This is a genomic window from Marinobacter sp. (genome assembly GCF_034669625.1).
In the GTDB taxonomy this organism is placed as follows: domain Bacteria; phylum Pseudomonadota; class Gammaproteobacteria; order Pseudomonadales; family Oleiphilaceae; genus Marinobacter.
Map to the genome: position 1 here is coordinate 92,553 of NZ_JAXMOY010000008.1, position 20,725 is coordinate 113,277.

Annotated in this window: 22 protein-coding genes; 4 read left to right on the forward strand and 18 right to left on the reverse strand. The window is 55.5% G+C overall.

The window, feature by feature from the left end; all coding sequences use genetic code 11:
- Positions 1-5: 5 nt before the first annotated feature.
- The 3 genes from VOI14_RS09210 to traF form a co-directional block, all read right to left on the reverse strand.
- The gene (locus tag VOI14_RS09210) at positions 6-1,184 is read right to left on the reverse strand and encodes an acetyl-CoA C-acetyltransferase (RefSeq protein ID WP_323751753.1); all 1,179 of its coding nucleotides are present in this window, start codon (positions 1,182-1,184) and stop codon (positions 6-8) included.
- A 114-nt stretch (positions 1,185-1,298) separates the two neighbouring features.
- Positions 1,299-2,402 (reverse strand): multifunctional CCA tRNA nucleotidyl transferase/2'3'-cyclic phosphodiesterase/2'nucleotidase/phosphatase, encoded by a 1,104-nt coding sequence (locus VOI14_RS09215; RefSeq protein ID WP_323751754.1) that lies wholly within the window; start codon positions 2,400-2,402, stop codon positions 1,299-1,301.
- 146 nt (positions 2,403-2,548) lie between these two features.
- Entirely contained in the window at positions 2,549-3,811 is a 1,263-nt protein-coding gene (gene traF, locus VOI14_RS09220) for a conjugal transfer protein TraF (protein ID WP_323751755.1), read from the reverse strand.
- A 248-nt stretch (positions 3,812-4,059) separates the two neighbouring features.
- On the opposite strand from traF, the gene VOI14_RS09225 reads away from it, so the two are divergent.
- Together VOI14_RS09225 and VOI14_RS09230 are read left to right on the forward strand one after the other, a co-directional pair.
- Positions 4,060-4,602, forward strand: coding sequence for an LPP20 family lipoprotein (locus VOI14_RS09225; protein WP_323751756.1), 543 nt, complete (start codon positions 4,060-4,062; stop codon positions 4,600-4,602).
- 33 nt (positions 4,603-4,635) lie between these two features.
- The gene (locus tag VOI14_RS09230; protein WP_323751757.1) at positions 4,636-5,847 is read left to right on the forward strand and encodes a flagellar assembly protein T N-terminal domain-containing protein; all 1,212 of its coding nucleotides are present in this window, start codon (positions 4,636-4,638) and stop codon (positions 5,845-5,847) included.
- A 2-nt stretch (positions 5,848-5,849) separates the two neighbouring features.
- On the opposite strand, the gene VOI14_RS09235 is transcribed toward VOI14_RS09230, so the two are convergent.
- From VOI14_RS09235 to sufB, 7 genes are read right to left on the reverse strand one after another with little or no spacing between them, the layout of a single operon-like run.
- Positions 5,850-6,311: a SufE family protein gene (locus tag VOI14_RS09235; RefSeq protein ID WP_323751758.1), complete on the reverse strand. Its 462-nt coding sequence runs from the start codon at positions 6,309-6,311 to the stop codon at positions 5,850-5,852.
- Entirely contained in the window at positions 6,308-6,850 is a 543-nt protein-coding gene (gene sufT, locus VOI14_RS09240; RefSeq protein ID WP_133007492.1) for a putative Fe-S cluster assembly protein SufT, read from the reverse strand. The genes VOI14_RS09235 and sufT overlap by 4 nt, the downstream gene beginning before the upstream one ends.
- 18 nt (positions 6,851-6,868) lie before the next feature.
- Positions 6,869-7,225 carry a HesB/IscA family protein gene (locus VOI14_RS09245; RefSeq protein WP_323751759.1) on the reverse strand — a complete coding sequence of 119 codons (357 nt, stop codon included), beginning with the start codon at positions 7,223-7,225 and terminating at the stop codon, positions 6,869-6,871.
- 12 nt (positions 7,226-7,237) lie between these two features.
- Positions 7,238-8,485 (reverse strand): cysteine desulfurase, encoded by a 1,248-nt coding sequence (locus tag VOI14_RS09250; RefSeq protein WP_323751760.1) that lies wholly within the window; start codon positions 8,483-8,485, stop codon positions 7,238-7,240.
- Between the two features lie 4 nt (positions 8,486-8,489).
- Positions 8,490-9,776 (reverse strand): Fe-S cluster assembly protein SufD, encoded by a 1,287-nt coding sequence (gene sufD, locus VOI14_RS09255; RefSeq protein WP_323751761.1) that lies wholly within the window; start codon positions 9,774-9,776, stop codon positions 8,490-8,492.
- Between the two features lie 15 nt (positions 9,777-9,791).
- Entirely contained in the window at positions 9,792-10,553 is a 762-nt protein-coding gene (gene sufC, locus VOI14_RS09260; RefSeq protein WP_323751762.1) for a Fe-S cluster assembly ATPase SufC, read from the reverse strand.
- Positions 10,554-10,604: 51 nt separating this feature from the next.
- A complete protein-coding gene (gene sufB / locus VOI14_RS09265; RefSeq protein ID WP_323751763.1) occupies positions 10,605-12,053 on the reverse strand; it encodes a Fe-S cluster assembly protein SufB in 1,449 nt (482 codons plus the stop codon).
- Positions 12,054-12,496: 443 nt separating this feature from the next.
- On the opposite strand from sufB, the gene VOI14_RS09270 reads away from it, so the two are divergent.
- The gene (locus tag VOI14_RS09270) at positions 12,497-12,853 is read left to right on the forward strand and encodes a helix-turn-helix transcriptional regulator (protein ID WP_323751764.1); all 357 of its coding nucleotides are present in this window, start codon (positions 12,497-12,499) and stop codon (positions 12,851-12,853) included.
- Here the strand turns inward: VOI14_RS09270 and fabB are convergent, their stop codons facing one another.
- Together fabB and fabA are read right to left on the reverse strand one after the other, a co-directional pair.
- The gene (gene fabB, locus VOI14_RS09275; RefSeq protein ID WP_323751765.1) at positions 12,854-14,065 is read right to left on the reverse strand and encodes a beta-ketoacyl-ACP synthase I; all 1,212 of its coding nucleotides are present in this window, start codon (positions 14,063-14,065) and stop codon (positions 12,854-12,856) included.
- 11 nt (positions 14,066-14,076) lie between these two features.
- The gene (gene fabA / locus VOI14_RS09280; protein WP_323751766.1) at positions 14,077-14,586 is read right to left on the reverse strand and encodes a bifunctional 3-hydroxydecanoyl-ACP dehydratase/trans-2-decenoyl-ACP isomerase; all 510 of its coding nucleotides are present in this window, start codon (positions 14,584-14,586) and stop codon (positions 14,077-14,079) included.
- A 205-nt stretch (positions 14,587-14,791) separates the two neighbouring features.
- Here fabA and VOI14_RS09285 point away from each other — a divergent pair, with 205 nt between their 5' ends.
- Complete coding sequence (locus tag VOI14_RS09285) at positions 14,792-15,169, forward strand: SirB2 family protein (protein WP_323751767.1); 378 nt, start codon at positions 14,792-14,794, stop codon at positions 15,167-15,169.
- A 17-nt stretch (positions 15,170-15,186) separates the two neighbouring features.
- On the opposite strand, the gene VOI14_RS09290 is transcribed toward VOI14_RS09285, so the two are convergent.
- The 6 genes from VOI14_RS09290 to VOI14_RS09315 form a co-directional block, all read right to left on the reverse strand.
- A complete protein-coding gene (locus VOI14_RS09290) occupies positions 15,187-16,800 on the reverse strand; it encodes a methyl-accepting chemotaxis protein (protein ID WP_323751768.1) in 1,614 nt (537 codons plus the stop codon).
- A 99-nt stretch (positions 16,801-16,899) separates the two neighbouring features.
- Positions 16,900-17,712, reverse strand: coding sequence for an ion transporter (locus tag VOI14_RS09295; RefSeq protein WP_323751769.1), 813 nt, complete (start codon positions 17,710-17,712; stop codon positions 16,900-16,902).
- A gap of 93 nt (positions 17,713-17,805) precedes the next feature.
- Positions 17,806-18,756, reverse strand: a complete 951-nt coding sequence (locus VOI14_RS09300; RefSeq protein WP_323751770.1) for a biotin-dependent carboxyltransferase family protein — start codon at positions 18,754-18,756, stop codon at positions 17,806-17,808.
- Positions 18,753-19,445, reverse strand: a complete 693-nt coding sequence (gene pxpB, locus VOI14_RS09305; protein WP_323751771.1) for a 5-oxoprolinase subunit PxpB — start codon at positions 19,443-19,445, stop codon at positions 18,753-18,755. Before pxpB ends, VOI14_RS09300 begins: the two co-directional genes overlap by 4 nt.
- Positions 19,445-20,182 carry a 5-oxoprolinase subunit PxpA gene (locus tag VOI14_RS09310; RefSeq protein WP_323751772.1) on the reverse strand — a complete coding sequence of 246 codons (738 nt, stop codon included), beginning with the start codon at positions 20,180-20,182 and terminating at the stop codon, positions 19,445-19,447. Before VOI14_RS09310 ends, pxpB begins: the two co-directional genes overlap by 1 nt.
- A gap of 73 nt (positions 20,183-20,255) precedes the next feature.
- Positions 20,256-20,714, reverse strand: coding sequence for an EVE domain-containing protein (locus VOI14_RS09315; RefSeq protein ID WP_323751773.1), 459 nt, complete (start codon positions 20,712-20,714; stop codon positions 20,256-20,258).
- Positions 20,715-20,725 lie beyond the last annotated feature (11 nt).

The window sequence follows — 20,725 nt, forward strand, 5'->3', positions numbered from 1 at the left end:
TCGCGTTAACGCTCTACAGCCAGGGCAACGCCCAAGCCGCCGCCGATGCACAGAGTGGCCAGGCCTTTTTTGGCATCACAACGCTGCATTTCGTGCAGCAGGGAGACCAGAATCCGGCAGCCGGAGGCACCGATGGGATGGCCAAGGGCAATAGCGCCACCGTTGACGTTGACCTTGCTGGTGTCCCAGCCCATTTCCCGGTTCACGGAAATTGCCTGAGCCGCAAACGCTTCGTTGGCTTCGATCAGATCCAGATCGGCAGCTGTCCAGCCGGCACGTTCCAGACAGCGCTGGCTGGCGGGGATCGGGCCAGTGCCCATGATGGTGGGATCAACGCCGGCGTTGGCGTGGGCTTTGATGGTGGCCAGAGGCGTCAAACCCAGCTCTTTTGCTTTCTCAGCACTGCATACCATGACCGCAGCGGCGCCATCGTTCAGTGAAGAAGCGTTGCCGGCCGTGACCGAGCCATCTTTCTTGAACGCGGGGCGCAGTTTGGCAAGGCCCTCAGCAGAGACACCATCCCGTGGGCACTCATCTTTGTCCACCACGATCGGATCGCCTTTGCGCTGGGGAATGCTGACCGGAACGATTTGGCCATCAAAGCGTCCGTCATTCTGGGCAGCTACGGCTTTTTGCTGAGACGCCGCGGCGAATTCGTCCTGCTCTTCACGGCTGATGCCGTACTTCTCAACAATGTTCTCGGCGGTGATGCCCATGTGATAGTCGTTGAAAGCATCCCAAAGGCCGTCGTTGATCATGGTGTCGACCATGTTCCAGTTGCCCATGCGTTGACCGTTACGGCTGTTGGGCAGTACGTGAGGAGCCTGGCTCATGCTTTCCTGACCACCGGCAATGATCACCTCGGCATCGCCGCAACGGATGGATTGAACCGCCATGTGCACAGCTTTTAGACCGGAGCCACAGACCTTGTTGATGGTGATCGCCGGCACGGATACCGGAAGGCCGGCATGGATGCTGGCTTGGCGTGCGGGGTTCTGGCCGCTGCCGGCTGTCAGTACTTGGCCGAGGATGACTTCGTTAACTTGCTCGCCGGCAATGCCGGTGTCTTCCATCAGAGCCTTGATGACAGCCGCACCGAGTTGGTCAGCTCGGAGGCTAGACAGACCGCCGCCGAAACTGCCAACGGCGGTACGTTTTGCAGCAACAATGACAACATCACGCATGGAAACTCTCCGTTGTATAAATACAGGTTCAGCCGATTGGCTGCCCGAGAATAAAATTTGTTGGCAGGTATTGTAGCGGGAAAGCCCCTGTGCGCCAAAACCACCAAAGTCGCGTTATGGTGTCAGTACCTGCGTGATACGCATAAGCCGCTCGTTGCGGATAGCCGTGCCTAACTCTTTGCCTTTGAAACCTTGGTTCAAAAGTTCTTGCGGGCTGACGCCGGTAGCTGATCTGGCTGCAAGGCGAAGTGGCTCGGCATGCGTTTTATGGGGCGTGCAGATAAGTGTTTCCAATAACTGCTCAAAGCGCTCAGGGCGGCGCCATAGATCGGCTTGGTCGAACAGTTCCAGTACCGCCTTTGCGGGCAGGGGTGTGCCAGTGTCGATGGAGAATCGCTCTGCAAACAGGCACGTCAGTCGAGTGAGATCCCTGCATTCGTTGGGGCTTTTCATGGCTTTTGCCAGGGCGCTGGCCTTGTGCTCCGGCACTGCGCTCAGCAGTGCCGCAAACCTTTGGGCGCTAGAGCTGTTCTGCACGCTTATGCACTGCAAGGCTTGGAGGCCTGCCTCGAAACATTCGGTATCGGCCAGTTCGGGTGCCAAAATGGCCAGAGCTCCCAGCTCTTGAAGCACCTGAAAAAAGACGCCGGGAGACTTTTCGTGCAGTGCGCGCTGAATTTCCTGCCAGACTCGCTCCGGCACCAAATGCTCCAGTTCACCGTCGCCGATCATATCGCGCATCAGTGTCATGGTCTGCGGACAGATGGTGAAACCCAGCGGGTGGAATCGAGCGGCGAAACGGGCGGTCCTGAGAATGCGAAGCGGGTCTTCGGCGAAAGCGTCGGAGACATGGCGAAGGGTTTTCTGTTCCAGATCGGTCAGGCCATTGAAGGGGTCGACCAAGGTTCCGTCTTCGCGTTCAGCCATGGCGTTGATGGTCAGGTCACGGCGGTTCAGGTCTTCTTCGAGCGTGACGTCCGGAGCACTGTAGACGGTAAAGCCGTGATAGCCTCGGCCTTGTTTTCGTTCGGTGCGGGCGAGGGCGTATTCTTCTCCGGTTTTCGGGTGTAGAAATACAGGGAAATCGGCTCCGACCTGGCGGTAACCCTTTTTCTTCATGGTTTCCGGCGTGGCGCCGACCACAACCCAGTCGTGATCTTTGACCGGAATGCCCAGCCGTCCATCGCGCACTGCGCCGCCCACAAGGTAGATTTCCATGTTGTTCGCCCTGATTGATATTGAGTGCCGTGTTTGGCTGAAATCGTAAGCGCGATTATCGGTGGCTTGCAGGAGTGACGCAAATCGAAGGGCTGGGGATAGTTTCGGGGGGCAGGTTGCGTGCCCCCGGAGTGGTCTGTGTTTGCTTAGAAAGCAGCGCCAAACTCAATGGCGGCACCGACATCAGCACTGCTGAACAGGGCGCCAAGATCCAGATGAGCGCCCAGCACGTTCAGGCCGAAACCGGCGGTGAGCTGGGTGGTCTCTTCAATGCCATCGTTGTCACTGTTGCTGGCTAGGTTGTGGCGTAAACCGGCGCGCAGCTGGGCGTAGCGCCAGACATCAAATTCAGCACCGACGGCCAGCCACTGGGTGTCGTCTTCGTAGCCGAAAGCTTCCTTTTTAGTCAGGTCCAGCTCGGCGGTTACAACATGGAAACTGCCTTTATGAGCGATGCCGGCGGTGAGCATGGGCTTGAGTTCCAGCGTATATTTGTCTTCCTGTGCGGGGCGGCTTTGTGCCGAATCCAGCTCCATCGGGATCAGGTTTTTCACAACCACGCCGGCGTTCCATTGCTGGTTTTCACCGAAAGCGTAGGCTGCGCCGACGTCCAGGTTAAATCCGCTTTTTTCGGTTTGGGAATCGTCACCGTCAAATTCGTCATCTTCAAAGCCGGAAACGGTTTCTGTGTATTGGAAGGTGCGCAGTTCAACGTATTTTGGCGTCACGCCTAGCTGAAAGCTTTCGCCATTGTTCAGCTGGAAGGTTTTAGCAACACTGACACCGGCTTCCACCACTGCCGACGCGAGGATTCGACCGCGGGACTTTAGGTCACGGTCCAGATCGGCAACAAGGAGCTCCGCAGTCGTGGCATTTTCCAGGTTCTCCAGGTAGGCATTGTCGTCCTCATCGAGCTCGCCTCTGACGGTCGCGCGGAGATTGGCGTTGGTCATAAAACCAACAGAAATGGAGTCCGTAGGAATCGCGAAGGCCAGGCCAAGTCCGGCATCGACCCGAACCGTATCCTTGTCAAACTTGATCATCCTTTCCCGGAGATCTTTTGCCAAGTCACGAGCATCTTGAGGGTTGGAGGCACGATTTAGTTCCTGAAACTGATCAATAACATCTTGAATGCCGTCAATCTGATCGACGGTGTCTTCTTCGTCCGCTGCACGAATGTTGACCGATGGCACCATCAAACCAAAATCATCCGCCCAGTCGTGCTGTTGTGACGCCATCATGGCCGGGTTGGTACTGGGCGCGGCAGACGGTGTAGCCACGGCGACGCCGGTTCCGGCCATGGCAAAGGAGCGTGATGACATGAAAGCTTGAGGGCTGGCCAATGTCGACGTGGTGGCGATGGACAGGCCGATGGCTAAAGTCAGTTTGTTAAAACGATTGACGTTCATGCTGAGCCTGCTTTGTATGTTGTTGTGTAAAAAGAAATGACATATCTAGAAGGTTAGGCCAAGGGGGTAAGATAAACAGCACGTATGGCGTAACGGTTTGTTTTAAATTCGTAAACAGAGGCAAGAATCTGCCGGTTTGTTGATCAGTAAACGCCGTTTTTGTTGAAAAGCTATTCTAATCATTTGGTTATCTATGATGGCGTGATTTTTTCATGGTCATGGTGACCCTGTATTCCGGAGACAAGATAATGACACTGAGATGGTGCTTTCTGCCCGTGTTGCTGACCATGATGTTGGTTGGTTGTGCGACCGGAGGTAAGCAAGATGCCTCGAGCGAATTCGAGCCGATCGTAGTTAAGGTGAGCGGTTTTGGTGTATACGAGCAAGCTCAGAAAGGCCGTGTAAATCCTCAGCAGCGATTGATGGCGCTCAGGGCTTCGAAGCTGGATGCCTACCGCAATCTGGCGGAGCGGGTATACGGCACCGTGATCTATGGCCATGCTACGGTGAATGATTTCCAGCTAAAGAATGACAGCTTCCGCGCCTACGTGGACAGCTATATTCGTGGTGCCCGCACGGTGTCCGTGGATGAGCATCCCGGGGGTGTGGTTGAAACCGTTATGGAGTTGAAGCTTGAGCCCCGTTTCCGGAAGTGCGCGTCTGAGGTGGCGGATGACCAGGTGCGGGATGTCTGCGCAATCCCTATGCCCAGTCACTACGAGCCGGTAAACGAGGTGGAAACCGGTGATGTGGCAAGCAAAAAGGTTGGTTCACTTTATTATCTGGATTAAGCCGGCCGTGTGTTGGCAGATTTTGGGAGCGTTATGACTCGCATCGTTATTTTTTGTTTGATGGTGACTTGCTCGGGTTGGGCGGGCGCAACGGCTCTTGAGGGCGTTGGTCACGCCAACATCCGTGAGGGCAATCTGGATCAAGCCCGCGCCGAAGCCCGGCAAGCAGCCATGCGAGACCTCGCCTTGCAATATCAGGCGCAAGTCAGCACGCAGGATACGGTGGAGAACGGGCAGCTTACTCAGTCCAAAACGGAGTTGTCTTCGAACGTGGAGCTTCGTAGCGCGACCATTGTGGACGAATATCAGCGTGGGAATTTGTTGCGAGTGATTGTTCGGGCTGAGCTTTCTGATCAGTCCGGAGGCGCGGGTGCCACTTGTCAGGCCGGGGAAGCGTCAGGTCTGCGTAAACGCGTGGCGGTGACGGGGTTCCCGATTGTGATGCCGTCTCAAGGTGGTGATCCGGGGTTAGATAATGCGGGTGAGCAGTTGCCGCAGGCCTTGGTGGCGAAAATACAAAAACAGGGCACGCTCCAGGTGCTCGGTGCCACATCGCTTCGTTTGTTCAGTAACTTACCCGATGCGCCGACAACGCAGGTGAATATGGCTAGTAATCGTCTCACCAACGTCGTGCAGTTGGCCCGCGAGCTTGGCGCCCAGTTTGTGGTGTCGGGTGTGATTCGAGATATGGGGTTGTCTGATCCCGATTCTTGGGGAAGTTCGGTATTTGAAAAAATGCAGCGAGGTCTGGGATTTGGTGATAAGACTCGGCGCTTCGAAGCTGAGGTGATGGTGTTTGACGGCTTCAGTGGCTCGCCCGTATTCCGTAAGCGTTTCGAAACCGTTGCCAATTGGAGCCCAGCCGGTGCTGGCACGGCTGGCTTTGCGTCTGCCGGGTTCGAGAAAAGCGAGTGGGGGGCTGCAGTTTCGGGCGTGATCGACGAGATGGCGGCAACGGTCAGCAGCGCTTTGAACTGTCAGCCCTTTATGGCTCGCATTACCCGTGTGGTTGATGGCAAGGTCACGTTGGCATCCGGTGCGACCGCGGGCTTGCGTCCCGGCGACCAACTCAACATCTATCGCAGTCAGCGTTATTTCGATTCACTGGGGGGGACGCCAGAACTTGCTGATGCAGGGGTGACGATCACGCTAGACAGTGTTCACCCGGACTTCAGTACCGGTAGCCTCGGGACTACCGGGGGGCAGATCAATGTGCAGCGCGATGATCTGGCAATCATCTGGTGAGCTCAGGCAGCGGCCTCGGTCGCTGCAATGTCCCGGATCTTGCTAACCATGGCGCGCAGGCCGTTGCCGCGAGTGGGGGAGATGTGACGGATCAGGTCGAGTTGCTCGAACAGTTCGTCAATATCGGTCGCCAGCAGTTCTCGGGGTGATTTTGCGTTCAGGGCCACCAAAATGATGGCCGCCAGGCCGCGAACGATCATGGCGTCAGAATCTATCAGCAGGAACAGTTTGCCGCTGTCTTCGTCGTACTGATGAATAACCCATACCTGGCTTTGGCAGCCATGCACGTAGTTCTCTTCGGTACGCGCCTCATCCGGAAACTCGGGTAATTGCTTGCCCAGATCGATGATGAAAGCGTAACGATCTTCCCAGTCATCCAAGAACTCAAAGGCGTCCAGAACGTCTTCCAGTGAGGTTTTTTGGCCGAGAGGGTTGTCCAGAAATTGCTGCTTACTAGCGGTCATAGCATACCCAGTTCAAGTTTGGCTTCATCAGTCAGCATGTCGTTGTTCCAAGGCGGGTCGAACGTGAGCTCCATCGTTACCTTATCGACGTTGGGCACGTGCTCTACCTTGCGCTTGACGTCTTCGGTAATCACCGGGCCCATACCGCAGCCGGCTGCAGTCAGGGTCATTTTGATGTAGATATGGTTGCCGTCTTCGGTGCCGTTTTCAATTTTGCACTCGTAAATCAGCCCCAGATCGACCACATTGACCGGGATTTCCGGGTCATAGGCGCTGCGCATGGCTTCCCAGACCTGGTTCTCGTTCACCGTGCCATCTGCCGGGGTTTCGAAGCTGCTTTCCAGCGGTTTTTTGCCCAGAGCATCGGCGTCGTGGCCTTCGATGCGAGCCAGATTGCCGTTGACCGCAACGGTGAATGTGCCGCCCAGTGATTGGGTGATGGTCACAAAGGTATCCGACGGAATCATGATTTCAGTTCCGGCGGGTACCAAACGTGCCTCCACTTCGCGCTTCGTCAGGACAACTTCCCGTTCTTGCATGCTCAATAAAGCCTCTGTTTAAGACACCGTAAAGCTCTCGCCACACCCACACTCTGCGGTAGCGTTGGGGTTGCGGAAACGAAACAGGGAGTTGACTCCCTCGGTGACAAAGTCGATTTCAATGCCGTTAACCAGGGGTAGGTGTTCCCGCTTTACGTAAACATCCACACCGTCGATTGAGAAAATACGATCGTCGGTCGCGGCTTCCTCTACCCACTCGGTTTCATATTTGAAGCCGGAGCAGCCACTCTTTCTTATGGCGAGGCGAATGCCCTTGGCGTCCGATTTTTTATCCAGTTGTTTGCGAACGTGTTTGACGGCCGTAGGCGTCATGGTCACGTTGACATCGTTCGGGGTGAAGACTTCGGCTGACATGTTTCCACCTCCTCAGGTAAACAGGCGCTGAATTTTCTGAAGGCCGGCGAACAATTTCTCGACCTCTTCCAGCGTATTGTAAAACGCAAATGAAGCCCGGGCTGTACCGGGTACTCCGTAGAAATCCATCAGCGGCATGGCGCAGTGATGGCCAGTGCGGATGGCGATGCCTTGCTGGTCCAGCAGGGTGCCAATGTCACTTGGGTGCAGTCCGGCGATCTTGAATGACATCACCGGTACTTTGTTTGCGGCCGTGCCGATAACTTCCATGCCGGGAACGGTATCCACCAGCTCGTTGGCGCGGGCCAGAAGCGCGTTCTCAGCGGCTTCCATGGCTTTTCTGTCTAAACTGTCCAGGTAATCGATGGCCGCAGCCAGTCCTACCGCTTCAGCAATAGCCGGCGTGCCTGCCTCGAATTTATACGGCAGAACATTCCAGGTGGTACGCTCGAACGAAACCCGTTCGATCATCTCACCACCGCCCTGATAGGGGGGCATCTGTTCCAGCAGTTCTGCACGACCGTACAGTACACCTATGCCGGTTGGCCCGAACAGTTTGTGGGATGAGAACACGTAGAAGTCACACCCCAGAGCCTGAACATCAGGCTTGAAATGGGGCACTGCCTGGGCACCATCAATCAGCGTCAGCACGCCCTGGTTTTTGGCCTGCTCGATAAGCGAGGCGATCGGGTTTACCGTGCCCAGTACGTTGGATACGTGGGTGATGGCCAGAATACGGGTGCGTTCATTCAGCAAGCTGTTGAAGGATTCAAGGTCCAGTTCGCCGTCCGGAGTCACCTGCACTGGCACAACCTTGGCGCCCGTGCGTTCGGCCACCATCTGCCAGGGCACGATATTGGCGTGGTGCTCCATGTGGCTGACCAGAATCTCATCACCTTCTTTCAGGCGATGCGCCAAACCATTGGCGACCAGATTGATCGCTTCAGTCGTGCCGCGGGTCCAGATGATCTCGCGGGTGCTGGGCGCGTTCACAAAGCTGCGTATGGTTTCTCTGGCGCCTTCAAAGGCAGCTGTGGCCCGATCCCCCAGAGTATGGGCGCCCCGGTGCACATTGGAGTGCATTTCCCGGTAGTAACGGTCCATGGCGTCCAGCACGGCAATCGGCTTTTGGGCCGAGGCGCCGTTGTCCAGATACACCAGTGGCTTCCCGTTCACCTCTTGGGCCAGAATCGGAAAGTCGCGCCGGATGCGTTCAACATCAAACGCTTTGGTGCTGTTTGCCATGGCCAGATCGCTCATGCCTTCAGATCTCCTGGAAGGTTTGCTCGAAGAATTCGTTCAGACGTACCTGGGCTGTATCCCGTACGACTTCTACCGGTATCTGGCTAACCAGTTCGTTGATGAACGCCATGGTCAGCAGCACGTTTGCGTCGCGGCGACCAATGCCTCGTGACAGCAGGTAGAAAATGGATTCTTCATCCAGTTGGCCGATGGTGGCGCCGTGAGCACACTGCACATCGTCGGCATAGATTTCCAGTTCCGGCTTGGTGTCGATTTCGGCACCGTTGTTCAGCAACAGGTTTTTGTTGTTCATATCCGCAAAGGACTTTTGAGCGTCCTGATGAATATGAATGCGCCCGTTGAAGATCGCGTGGGATTGATCTGCCGCGATATTCCGGTAGGTCTCTTCGCTGTTGCAGTTGGCCGCCACATGGTCAATGGAGGTGTGGTTGTCGTAGTGCTGTTTGCCTTGAGTGACCACCACGCCGTTGAGCTTAGTTTCGGCGTTTTCGCCGACCAGTCGCACCTGCAGGTCGTGGCGGCGTAATGGGCCGCCAAAGCCAACGCAGTGGCTTTCAAAACGTGAACCGCAGTTTTGCACAACGCCGGTTGCACCGATGTGCCGAACCGAGTCGCCTTCCATGTTCAGGCGAATGCTGGTGACGTTCGCGCCATCTGCAAGGGTGAATTCGGTAACTGTGTTGACGAACGCAGGGGCGTCGCCGCTGGATATGTATTCTTCTACCAGCGTGATCTGGCTGTTTGCTCCGGCTTCGACAAAAACGCGCGGAAATGCAGAGCCACTGGCATCTGCTGCGGTCTCGTGAATGATGAACAACGGTTGATCCAGAGTCGCGCCAGGTGCAAGGCGCACGAGCAGTCCGTCGTCAAAGCGAGCTCCGTTCAAGCGAGCGAATTGCGCCTGATCGTGGTCGAGCGTGCTGCCCAGTTGCAGGGCGAGTACATCCGCTTCTGCGTTGTTGATATCGCTGAAGCTCTGGATGGTGATGCCGTCCAGATCCGGGTATTCGCTGGCTTCGGGGATTAAGATCCCGTTACGGAAGACAACCTTGTAGCCGGAAACAGCCAGACTATTGCCGGTTTTACCTTCTGCCGGCAAGGAAATCGCCATCGCGTCCGACAGCTGGAGATACTTGCTGGAGTACTTCCAGTTTTCGGTTTTACGGGTTGGCAATGGCATCTCGACCAATAGGCTCGCCCGTTGTTTGCGCAGCGCCAGCAGCGGTTCAGGCAGAGTTTGCCCGGCCGGGTGCAGGAAGGCGCTGGAAAGCATTGGTGCTTGTTTCATTCCACGGCCTCCTGATCAGTTGCTGGCGTCTTCGTCTTTGATTCCCAACCAGCCGTAACCGCGCTCTTCCAGTTCAAGTGCCAGTTCACGGCCGCCGGATTTAACGATCCTGCCGCCTGCCAGAACGTGCACGTAATCGGGCACGATGTGGTTGAGCAGGCGCTGGTAGTGGGTCACCATCAGGATGGCGCGGTCTTCTGCACGCAGGGCGTTGACGCCGTTGGAAACGACTTGTAGAGCGTCGATGTCGAGGCCGGAGTCGGTTTCGTCCAGAATTGCCAGCTTCGGCTGAAGCAGTAGGGCCTGCATGATTTCGTTACGCTTTTTCTCACCGCCGGAGAAATCTTCGTTAACGCCACGCTTGAGGAAAGACGGGTCCAGATCGACTTGCTTGGACACTTCTTTGGCCAGCTTCATGAATTCGGCAGCGTTCATTTCTTCTTCGCCGCGATGCTTGCGCAAGGCGTTCACCGCGGTACGAAGGAACTGCAGGTTGCTCACGCCGGGAATTTCGACCGGGTACTGAAACGCCAGAAACACACCTTCACGGGCGCGCTCTTCAATGGCAAGGTCCAGCAGGTTTTCACCGTTCAGGGTAACTTCACCGCTGGTGACTTCAAATGCTTCATTGCCTGCCAGAACCTGTGACAGGGTGCTCTTACCGGAACCGTTGGGGCCCATGATGGCATGAACTTCCCCGGGCTTGACTTCCAGGTTGATGCCTTTGAGGATTTCTTTGTCCTCAACGGATGCGTGCAGGTTTTTGATGCTCAGCATTTGTTGCTTCTCTCTTTTAACCGTCTGAATTCTTTGTGTTTGCCGTCGTACTTAACCAACAGAGCCTTCGAGGCTAACTTCCAGTAGCTTGCCGGCTTCAACCGCAAACTCCATCGGCAGCTCTTTGAACACCTCTTTACAGAAGCCGTTCACGATCATGGACACGGCCTGCTCTGGCTCGATACCACGCTGGCGGCAGAGGAACATCTGCTCGTCGCTGACCTTGGATGTAGTGGCTTCGTGTTCCACGATGGCTGACTTGTTCTTGCTCTCGATGTACGGGAAGGTGTGGGCACCGCAACGATCGCCGATCAGCAGCGAGTCACACTGGGTAAAGTTACGTGCGCCATCGGCCGCCGGGCCGAATTTCACCAGCCCACGGTAAGCGTTGGAGCTGCGTCCGGCAGAAATACCTTTGGAAATGATCGTGCTCTTGGTGTTTTTGCCAAGGTGAATCATCTTGGTGCCGGTATCGGCTTGCTGGTGGTTGTGGGTCAAGGCAACGGAGTAGAACTCGCCGACGCTGTTATCACCACGCAGTACACAGCTGGGGTATTTCCAGGTGATGGCAGAGCCGGTTTCGACCTGAGTCCAGGACACCTTGGAGTTTTTGCCGATACAGGCCGCACGCTTGGTGACAAAGTTATAGATGCCGCCTTTGCCGTTCTCATCGCCTGGGTACCAGTTTTGTACGGTAGAGTATTTGATCTGGGCGTCATCAAGGATGACCAGCTCAACCACCGCAGCGTGCAGCTGGTTTTCGTCGCGCATCGGGGCCGTGCAGCCTTCCAGATAGCTCACGTAGCTGCCTTCTTCGGCAATGATCAGGGTGCGCTCGAACTGGCCGGTGTTGGCAGCGTTGATCCGGAAGTAAGTGGATAGCTCCATCGGGCAGCGAACGCCTTTCGGGATGTACACGAAGGAACCATCGGAGAAAACGGCCGAGTTCAAAGCGGCGAAATAGTTGTCGCCCGCCGGAACCACGCTTCCCAAGTACTTTTTCACCAGTTCCGGGTGCTTGTGCACCGCTTCGGAAATCGGGCAGAAAATCACACCGGCTTTTTCAAGCGGTTCTTTGAAGGTGGTAGCTACAGAAACCGAGTCAAAAACCGCATCAACCGCAACGCCCGCCAACTTGGCACGTTCGTGCAGCGGAATGCCCAGCTTTTCATAGGTGCGCAGAAGCTCCGGATCGACTTCGTCCAGGCTTTGGGGCATGTCTTCTTTTTTCTTGGGCGCCGAATAGTAGGAAATGGCGTTATAGTCGACTTTCGGGAAATCGACGTGCGCCCATTCGGGTTCTTCCATGTCCAGCCAACGACGATAAGCCTTAAGGCGCCATTCAAGCATGAATTCCGGCTCTTGCTTGATTTCTGACAGGCGGCGGATTACATCTTCATTGAGGCCGGGTTCGAAGGTGTCGGATTCAATTTCGGTCACGAAACCATGTTCGTATTCCCGTTTGATCAGCTCTTTCACCTCATTGTCGGTGGTCGCCATGATCGTCGCTCCGTAATTCTCTCATCTGGGGCATGGTGCCCTGTGTTTCGCCGAGGCCTGAGTGGCTACATTTCCCGACGGATGTCATTTCGTTTTGCTGGCGTTGCAGTGGTCGCTCATATCGGTGAGTGCGCCCTGCAATCTTTTTTGGATGATGGGGAGGTAGATGTGAAAAGGCCTCTCCCATTGCTTCTGGCGAATGATTATACAATACCAGAGTAATTTAGTCAGGTATTAAATCGGTCGTGTAGGGATTATACCTTAATCAAGCGCACAGCCCTACAGTCGGGCTATCGTTGACATGCCGAAGTTGGTCTATGCTTGAGGAGGTGCATGCGATGGTTCTTGCTAAAAGGTCGCATTGATTATTTTCGGCTAACGCGTGTACGCTGGCAGGGTGTGATATGGCCTCGATAGGGAAATAGATAGCGGGAGGGAGCAGTATGGTACCTGATAATCAGTCGTCTGAAGCTTCGGCAAGGTCTTTAGGTGGGCGTGTCAGTTCGTTGATCAAGATTCAATTAGCGCGAGGAAAAGTCGGTGTTGAAACCGTTGCGGGTCAATTGAATATGAGTCGTTACACGTTGCACAAAAAATTGAAGCAGGAAGGGTTAACGTTTGCAGCTTTACTTGAGCAGGTTCGGCGCGAGCAGGCCATCGCCTATATGAAAGATAAGTCCAAGCCGTTGGTGGAAATCGCCGAACAGCTTGGTTTTTCGGAGTTGAGCGCATTCAGCCGGGCGTTCAAGCGCTGGATGGGAACGCCGCCGGCTGAATATCGCTCGCTTCGAATGTCCTGATTAGACTTTTTTGAAAATCAGGGTGGCGTTTGTTCCGCCAAAACCGAAGCTGTTGCTCATCACCAGATCCAGGTTCTGGTTGTCCATGCGTTCACGGACAATCGGGAAGCCTTCAGCACCTTCGTCCAGATTCTCGATGTTGGCCGATGGCGCGATAAAGCCTTCTCTTTGCATGATCAGAGAGTAAATGGCTTCGTGGACACCAGCTGCACCCAGAGCGTGACCGCATAATGGCTTGGTAGAGCTCAGGGGTGGAATCTTGTCGCCAAAGGTGGTCCGGAGTGCTTTCAATTCCGTGATGTCACCGGCAGGTGTGCTGGTGCCGTGGGTGTTGATGTAACTAATCTCACCATCGACATTGGCCATCGCCTGTTGCATGCAGCGAATAGCACCTTCTCCGCTCGGGGCAACCATGTCAGCGCCGTCTGATGTGGCACCAAAGCCTACCAGTTCGGCCAGAATGGTCGCGCCACGTGCTTCCGCATGTTCCAGCGCTTCCAGCACCAGTGCGCCGCCGCCACCGGAAATAACGAAGCCATCGCGGTCTGCATCGTAGGTGCGAGAAGCCTGCTCAGGTGTGTCGTTGTACTTGGTGGATAGCGCGCCCATGGCGTCAAACATCAGGCTGAGTGTCCAGTGGATGTCTTCGCCGCCGCCGGCGAGCATGACATCTTGACGACCCAGTGCGATTTGATCTGCCGCATGACCGATGCAGTGTGCACTGGTGGCGCAGGCAGACGTGATGCCGTAGTTGATGCCTGTAATGCCGAAGGCCGTGGTAATAGAGGCGTTGATGGCGCTGCCCATCGTGCGGGGAACGCGGTACGGGCCAACCCGGCGAATGCCTTTGTCGCGATGGGTGTCGATGGCGTCCAGTAGCTCAACGGTCGACGCGCCGCCGGTACCAAACACCGCGCCTGTCGTGTTGGCGCGAATTTGTTCGTCGGTAAGGCCGGCTTGTTCGATGGCTTCTTTGGTCGCCAGGTAGCTGTAACCGGCTGCCGGGCACATGAAGCGCCAGATTTTACGATCGATCAGTTCCGACAGATTCAGGTCGATACGGCCTGAAATGTGGCTGCGTAAACCGTTGTCCCTTGCCTCTTCGCTCAGCGCAATGCCGGAACGGGACTCTCGCAGGGACTCCGCGACTTCTTTTTGATTGGTTCCAAGGCTGGAGACAATCCCCATGCCGGTGATTACAACACGACGCATCTTGCTAGCTCCTAAAAGTCGTCAGTGGAGGTGAACAGGCCAACCCGCAGATCTTTGGCGGTGTAGATTTCACGCCCATCCACTTCCATTCGGGCATCGGCAATCGCCATGGTCAGTTTGCGGCGAATCAGACGTTTAATATCCAGATAATAGGTGACCTTTTTGTTGCTAGGCAGCACCTGGCCAAAGAATTTTACTTCACCGGCGCCCAGTGCCCGGCCTTTACCTTCACCACCGCCCCACGCTAGATAAAAGCCGACCAGTTGCCACATGGCATCCAGCCCCAGGCAGCCAGGCATAACCGGGTCGCCTTGGAAGTGAACTTTGAAAAACCAGAGATCCGGATTGATATCCAGCTCGGCCACGAGGCTGCCTTTTCCGTACAGGCCGTCTTCAGCGCCAACGTGGGTGATGCGGTCGACCATCAGCATTTCATCGATGGGCAAACGCATATCGCCAGGAAACAATTCGCCATGACCGCAACGGATCAGGTCTTCTTTGTCAAAGTGATCAGGGTACATATTGCAGGTGTCTCTGTTTCAATATTTGATACACCTACTTTAACGCCTGTTACAAAAACAGCTATTGACCTTTAGTGGATGATTAAGGGTTTTCGTCAAACGCTTCGGGTAGACGTGGGTTTTGAGACCGATGATTCACCGTACCCGCTTTAGGGTATTTTGCGTACAATGGCGCCAACAAACTGATGACAAAAGGAAAGTGTTGATGACTGCGTACATGATTCTTAAGCACCTGCACATGACGGCAGCGTACCTGACCTTCACTCTGTTCGCGCTGCGTTTACTGTTGGATGCCGTTGGCCGGCCCGGCTGGAGAGAAACGCCACTGCGTTGGATTCCCCATGCTAACGACACCGTCCTGCTGGTTGCGGCTATTTCACTGTTGTTTGTGGCGGGTTACGCGTCAAGCATGCCGGGCTGGTTGATTGCCAAAATATTCCTGTTAGTGGGTTACATTGTGGCGGGTGTCTTTGCCACTAAGCTCAAGTTCTCAACGCCGGTTCGTGTCATCGCGGCGATTGTCGCTCTGGTGCAGGTGAGCGTTATTTTCCACTTGGCGATGGCGAAACCTGTCTTTGGTTGACGTGGTCGCCATTCGATTCATGGCTGCTGGATTTGAAAGCGGGATATCAACGTTCTCAGTGATTCTGATTGTTCATGTAACGCCTCGCTCACCGTCTTGGTATTGCCAATATGCTGTTCCAGAGATTGGGAGCTTTCGCTGAGCGCACTTGCGCGCCTTCCGACTCGGCCAACTTCATCACGCTGAACGTTGATCGCCTCATCGACCTCATGGGTAAAGTGACCGAGGTCGTCAAAGGTTTGCTTGAGTGCGACGAGGTGGGTCTTGAGTGTGGTCAGGGTGTCGCGGTTGGTATCGCCGGCTGACCGGGTTTCGTCCAACAGTTCGTGAGTGCTATCGACTTGCGTAACCAGTTCACCAACCCACTGACGAATTTGCTTGGTGGATTCCCCGGTGCGGCGGGATAGGTTTCGCACCTCATCCGCAACCACGGCAAAGCCACGCCCCTGTTCACCGGCGCGGGCGGCTTCTATGGCGGCGTTCAGAGCCAGCAGATTGGTTTGTTCTGCAATGTCGGCGATGACGCTGATGACTTGTTCGATTCTTTCGCTGGAGCCGCGGAGCGCTTCGATGGACGTGGTTACGCGGTTTATTACGTTGACCGCATGCTCGGCGGCTTGTTCGCTTTCACGCAGCTGGCGCTGAACATCATTGTTGCCTTTGACGGCATCGGTTACCTGGGTTCGGGAGGCATTCGCCGACTGCTCAATGTGGCTGGCGCTTGCGGTAATGGAATCCATTGAAGCAACAACGTCCTGGATTTGCCGGTTGTTGTGTTGCGAGGAAACGTGCACCGCGTCTGCCTGTTCATCCAGGTTGGCCGAGCGCAGTTGCAGAACTTTGGCGGCCTCGGTGACGTCCTCGATGAAGAGGCTGAATTTGGCAATCAGGCCGTTAATGGCAAGAGCCACGGCGGATACTTCGTCGCGCCCCGATACCGAGAGCGGCATGGATAGATCGGAAGAAGCCTCCATGGTACGGAGGCGTTTGGCGATCAGCTGCAATCTTGTGGTGACAGTGCGGCGGAGCCAGTAGGTCAGTAACATTGTGCCCAGCAACACGATGAAGGCACCTGCTAGTAAGAGCCGCTGTTGCTGGTTCAGAAATGCAAGCAGGGTGCTCGCGCCGGTATCGGCCTCTTGGCGGCGCACCGAACGTTGGGCATCAATCTGGTTAAGCATGGGGTCGAGTGCCTGGTAAAGCTCGAAATCCACAACTTTACCCGCCGCATAGTAGCTCGTCTGGTCGATCGGCTTTTTCAGGGCTGCGAGCAGGTCCAGAACGGCTTGGTGGGCGTCGGTGTTCCGCTGGGTCCAGGTTTTCAGGCGGGGGTTGATGGTTGCGGCGTGCCATTGCGTCTGGATAGCCGCCGCAGTGTGTTCGAACTGCTCGGTAATTTCATCCCATAGCAATAATTGGGCTTTAATCTTGTAGGAAAGATCCTTGAGTTGACGATGGCTGCGGTCAAGGTCGGTCAGCAGCCAGACATCCGCCATTTGCTCGCGCACGAGCTGGTCGGTGGCTTCTTCGGCTTCACGGACAACAGACATTGATAGCCACGCCAGCGCAGCCAGCGCAAGCAGACAAAAACCGGAAAACAGCATCAGGCGTTGATGCACTGTCAGGCTCATCGCGAACTTCCTCTCAAGAGATTCGCAATGAGCATAGATATGGCATGTGACAGTTTTGTTGCAGTTGAGGAAGGCAGCGCACAATCTGGCGCGGTGTGATTACTCCAGTTTCTCTGTCAGTTTGTCCAGTTTTTGTTGCACTGCGCGGAGCTGGCGGACGATCTCGTCCCGTTCATCATGTGCCTTTTGCGCCGCCTCGGCATTCTGTTCCTCGCCCATCACTTCAAGAATCGCCCCGATCATCATGTTCAGGAACACGAAGGCGGTGAGGAAGATAAACGTCAGGTAGAAAATCCAACTGAGTGGATAGTCCGCCATGGTGGCATACATCACATCGGTCCAATCTTCAAAAGTGGCGACCCGGAACAGGGTCAGCATGGCGATAGCGACATCGCCCCAGAGCTCTTCATCGACGCTGGCGAAGAACATGGAGCCAATCGCCGCGTAGATATAAAAGATGATGAACATCAGCAGAGCAATGTAGCCCATCCGGGGAATGGCTTTGAGCAGTGAGTTGATCAGGAATCGCAGTTCGGGCACCACCGAAACCAGTCGCAAGACCCGGAACACACGAAGTAGGCGGCCGAGGAGCACCGCCTCGGAATTGTCGAGTGGGATCAGGCTGCCGATCACGACTAACGTGTCGAACAGGTTCCAGCCATCCATCAGAAACCTCCGCTTGGTCGGGCAGGCGGCAAAGCGAAAGAGTATTTCAATCAAGAAAAACAGCGTGATGCCATTGTCCAGTACCGTTAGTGACTGTTCGACCAACGGGGGCAAGTCATAGGTTTTTGCGCCAATGGTTAGCGCAGACAGGATGATTATGGCAATGACGGCGCCTTGAAAAATCTTGCTGGATTCAATGCGCTTGAGTTGTTCGAAACTGTTGGAAGAGGACAGCTCAACAGACATCACTAGGGCTCCGGGTAAAATGAATCGTGGCAATTCTAATGATCTGGTGAGGTCGGTGGTAGCTTTGTGTTGAGATCAGGCCAGGTCTTTTGGTTAAGCTTGGCCGGTGGTTTCGAAAAATGTCAGAAATTGACGTTCATCCTGCTGTGCGTCGTGCAAGGATATTTTCTTGAAACGAAGTTGGGTGCCCGGTGGCCGTTGGGCCAGAGCATCCAGGCTTCTGGGTGTGACCACGCCCAGTTTCGGATAGCCGCCGATGGTTTGCCGGTCGTTCAGAAGAATAATGGGCTGGCCGTCCGCGGGTACTTGAATCGCCCCCAGACTGGTGCCTTCTGAAATCAACTGGCGGTCTGAAACGTTCAGAGTTGGGCCCGTCAGTCGTGCGCCCATACGGTCAGCCTGGCGGCTCAGGATGTAGGTGCTGTTGAAGAAGGTCGAGAGCGTTGCTTCAGGAAATCGCTCGACTTGAGCGCAAGGAATAACACTCAGTGTCAGCCGCTCGTTGTAATCGGGAATCCACTGGCTGGGTATCTTCCGATTTGCTACCGGCGAGATGGCCGGTTTGCAGGGTAGAAAGTCGCCTTCCTTAAGCGGTTGACCATTGTTGTGCAGGCCGCCTGTGTTCTCCCGGAAAACGGTGGCGCAGCTGTTGCCCAAACCGGTGTCGACCCCCAACCCGCCGCGAACGGCCAGATAGCAGCGAACGCCGGATCTCGTAGTGCTCACAACCACTGTATCCCCGGGGGAAATCCGAATCGTCGTCCAGAGCGGTTTTGGCTCGTCATTAACGGAAAGCTGCACCTCGGCGCCGGTCACGACGATCTGGGTGTTCAACCCGCTGATGAATTCCGCGCCGCCAAAAGTGATTTCCAGTGCAGGCGTACCGAACGCATTGTCTAACAGGTAATTGGCCCAAGCCCACGCGTGCCGATCCATGGCGCCGCTGGTGGTGAGGCCCATGTGCATCACGCCTCGGCGGCCGGCGTCTTGTAACAGGGTGAAAAAGCCCGGTCTGGTGACGTGAAAGCCTGCTTGAGTCCTCATTCGATTTGCCCGCCCAGCGCGAGGTATTCGTCGCGTTGAATCGCCCGAAACCGAACGTGTTGTCCGGCGCTTAACCGTGAGGGTTGCGCCCGGCGAGGATCAAACATGGTGAGCGGTGTGCGCCCAATAAGATTCCAGCCGCCCGGGGAATTCAGTGGATAAATCGCAGTCTGGCGGTCGGCAATGCCAAGGCTGCCGGCTGGAACGTTGGATCGAGGTGTGGCGAGTCGGGGCGCTTCCAGCTCCTGCGGAACTTCTCCGAGATAGGCGAAGCCGGGTGCGAAACCGATCGCAAACACGTGATAGGTCTGCTCGCTGTGACGTTGAATCACCTGATTGGTTGTTAATCCTGCCCGTTCCGCGATGGCTTCGAGATCCGGGCCCACGCTGGGGTGGTAGTACACCGGGATTTCGATGATGTCTGCTTCATCCACTGCGGCAGGTTGTTCAGGTAACTCATCCAGGGCGGCGTGTATATCTGAAAGCAAACTCGAATAGTCGTCTTTCAGCAAATCATAACGCAGCATCAGCGACGTATAGGAAGGCACCAGATCAACAAGGCGCTGCCCCAGCCGATCGGATAAAACCTCTGCGGCGATGCGGATCTTTGCGGTAAGGGCGATATCGATACGGTCGCCAAAATACAGGGTAAGGGTATCGATGCCGGTCACTTGAGACTGCCAGCGCATCAATGAAGATCCTTCAGGGCCTTGCGGATAGCTTCAGCAGCGGCGATTGAATCCGGATTGTCACCGTGGACGCACAAAGAATCAGCTTCAAGTTGCAGCGGTTCACCGTCAATGCTTTGTATCGGAGTGCCGGTGGCAAGATTGCGAGCCTGTTCAATAATGATGTTTGAGTCTTTATGCACGGCGCCGGACCGGGTTCTCGGGACGATAAATCCGCGTTCGTCATATGCCCGGTCGGCAAAGGCTTCCAGTATCAGTGGCACGGCGTGTTTTTCACAGAGCGCCTTTAGTTTGCCATTGTCCGCGGTGGACATAGCCATAATCGCAAGGTCATGGGGGGAGCGGCTAATGGCGAGCAGAATGCTTTCGAGAATCGCCTCATCACGCATCATGTCGTTATACAGCGCGCCGTGGGGCTTTACGTAACTCACGAGGCCGCCTTCTGACGCGGCTATGTGGCTAAGAGCACCGATTTGATATCGGATCATCGCAGTAATTTCCGCAGGTGGAACTGACATCGAACGACGGCCGAAGCCTTGCAGGTCGGGGTACGAGGGGTGTGCGCCAAGGGTTACGCCGTGCTTGAGCGCTAACTGAACGGTGCGCTGCATGGTGATCGGGTCACCGGCATGGAAGCCGCAGGCAATGTTGGCCTGATCGATGAACGGCATAATGTGCTCGTCCATGCCCATGGTCCAGGCGCCAAAGCTTTCACCTAAGTCGCAGTTCAGTAGCATTGCAGTCTCCGAAAGGGGCTCATAACCAGTGTATATACTACCTGATCGTGGCCGGAGAGAGTTGTTCTTTGCTCTAAGTGGTGTGGCCCAGAATGAGCCGCCATTCGTCAGCGCTAACGGGCATGACGGAAAGTCGGCTGCCTTTTCGAACCAGTGGCAGCTGGTCCAGACCCTCCCGATTCTTCAGGCGATCGAGGGAGATCAGTGCCGGTAGTTTTTCCACGAACTGCATATCGACGGCTTGCCAGCGGGGCTGCTCTGGCGTGCTTTTGGGGTCGTGGTAGGGCGATTCTGGATCAAACTGCGCCGGGTCAGGGTAGGCACTTTGGGTAACCCGAACGATGCCAGCAATGCCAATGTGCTTGCAGCTGGAGTGATAGATAAACACCTGGTCGCCTGCGGCCATCTGCCGCAGGAAATTGCGAGCCTGGTAGTTCCGAACGCCATCCCAGGGAATGGGGGTGCCCGGTTGCTTCGCAAAATCATCAATGCTGCATTCAGAAGGTTCTGTTTTAACCAGCCATTTGGCCATTAGCGTCAAGC

Excerpts from the sequence above, each read along its gene's own strand:
- VOI14_RS09210 (WP_323751753.1), bottom strand. The coding sequence starts at position 1,184 with ATGCGTGATGTTGTCATTGTTGCTGCAAAACGTACCGCCGTTGGCAGT.
- VOI14_RS09215 (WP_323751754.1), bottom strand. The coding sequence starts at position 2,402 with ATGGAAATCTACCTTGTGGGCGGCGCAGTGCGCGATGGACGGCTGGGC.
- traF (WP_323751755.1), bottom strand. The coding sequence starts at position 3,811 with ATGAACGTCAATCGTTTTAACAAACTGACTTTAGCCATCGGCCTGTCC.
- VOI14_RS09225 (WP_323751756.1), top strand. The coding sequence starts at position 4,060 with ATGACACTGAGATGGTGCTTTCTGCCCGTGTTGCTGACCATGATGTTG.
- VOI14_RS09230 (WP_323751757.1), top strand. The coding sequence starts at position 4,636 with ATGACTCGCATCGTTATTTTTTGTTTGATGGTGACTTGCTCGGGTTGG.
- VOI14_RS09235 (WP_323751758.1), bottom strand. The coding sequence starts at position 6,311 with ATGACCGCTAGTAAGCAGCAATTTCTGGACAACCCTCTCGGCCAAAAA.
- sufT (WP_133007492.1), bottom strand. The coding sequence starts at position 6,850 with ATGCAAGAACGGGAAGTTGTCCTGACGAAGCGCGAAGTGGAGGCACGT.
- VOI14_RS09245 (WP_323751759.1), bottom strand. The coding sequence starts at position 7,225 with ATGTCAGCCGAAGTCTTCACCCCGAACGATGTCAACGTGACCATGACG.
- VOI14_RS09250 (WP_323751760.1), bottom strand. The coding sequence starts at position 8,485 with ATGAGCGATCTGGCCATGGCAAACAGCACCAAAGCGTTTGATGTTGAA.
- sufD (WP_323751761.1), bottom strand. The coding sequence starts at position 9,776 with ATGAAACAAGCACCAATGCTTTCCAGCGCCTTCCTGCACCCGGCCGGG.
- sufC (WP_323751762.1), bottom strand. The coding sequence starts at position 10,553 with ATGCTGAGCATCAAAAACCTGCACGCATCCGTTGAGGACAAAGAAATC.
- sufB (WP_323751763.1), bottom strand. The coding sequence starts at position 12,053 with ATGGCGACCACCGACAATGAGGTGAAAGAGCTGATCAAACGGGAATAC.
- VOI14_RS09270 (WP_323751764.1), top strand. The coding sequence starts at position 12,497 with ATGGTACCTGATAATCAGTCGTCTGAAGCTTCGGCAAGGTCTTTAGGT.
- fabB (WP_323751765.1), bottom strand. The coding sequence starts at position 14,065 with ATGCGTCGTGTTGTAATCACCGGCATGGGGATTGTCTCCAGCCTTGGA.
- fabA (WP_323751766.1), bottom strand. The coding sequence starts at position 14,586 with ATGTACCCTGATCACTTTGACAAAGAAGACCTGATCCGTTGCGGTCAT.
- VOI14_RS09285 (WP_323751767.1), top strand. The coding sequence starts at position 14,792 with ATGACTGCGTACATGATTCTTAAGCACCTGCACATGACGGCAGCGTAC.
- VOI14_RS09290 (WP_323751768.1), bottom strand. The coding sequence starts at position 16,800 with ATGAGCCTGACAGTGCATCAACGCCTGATGCTGTTTTCCGGTTTTTGT.
- VOI14_RS09295 (WP_323751769.1), bottom strand. The coding sequence starts at position 17,712 with ATGTCTGTTGAGCTGTCCTCTTCCAACAGTTTCGAACAACTCAAGCGC.
- VOI14_RS09300 (WP_323751770.1), bottom strand. The coding sequence starts at position 18,756 with ATGAGGACTCAAGCAGGCTTTCACGTCACCAGACCGGGCTTTTTCACC.
- pxpB (WP_323751771.1), bottom strand. The coding sequence starts at position 19,445 with ATGCGCTGGCAGTCTCAAGTGACCGGCATCGATACCCTTACCCTGTAT.
- VOI14_RS09310 (WP_323751772.1), bottom strand. The coding sequence starts at position 20,182 with ATGCTACTGAACTGCGACTTAGGTGAAAGCTTTGGCGCCTGGACCATG.
- VOI14_RS09315 (WP_323751773.1), bottom strand. The coding sequence starts at position 20,714 with ATGGCCAAATGGCTGGTTAAAACAGAACCTTCTGAATGCAGCATTGAT.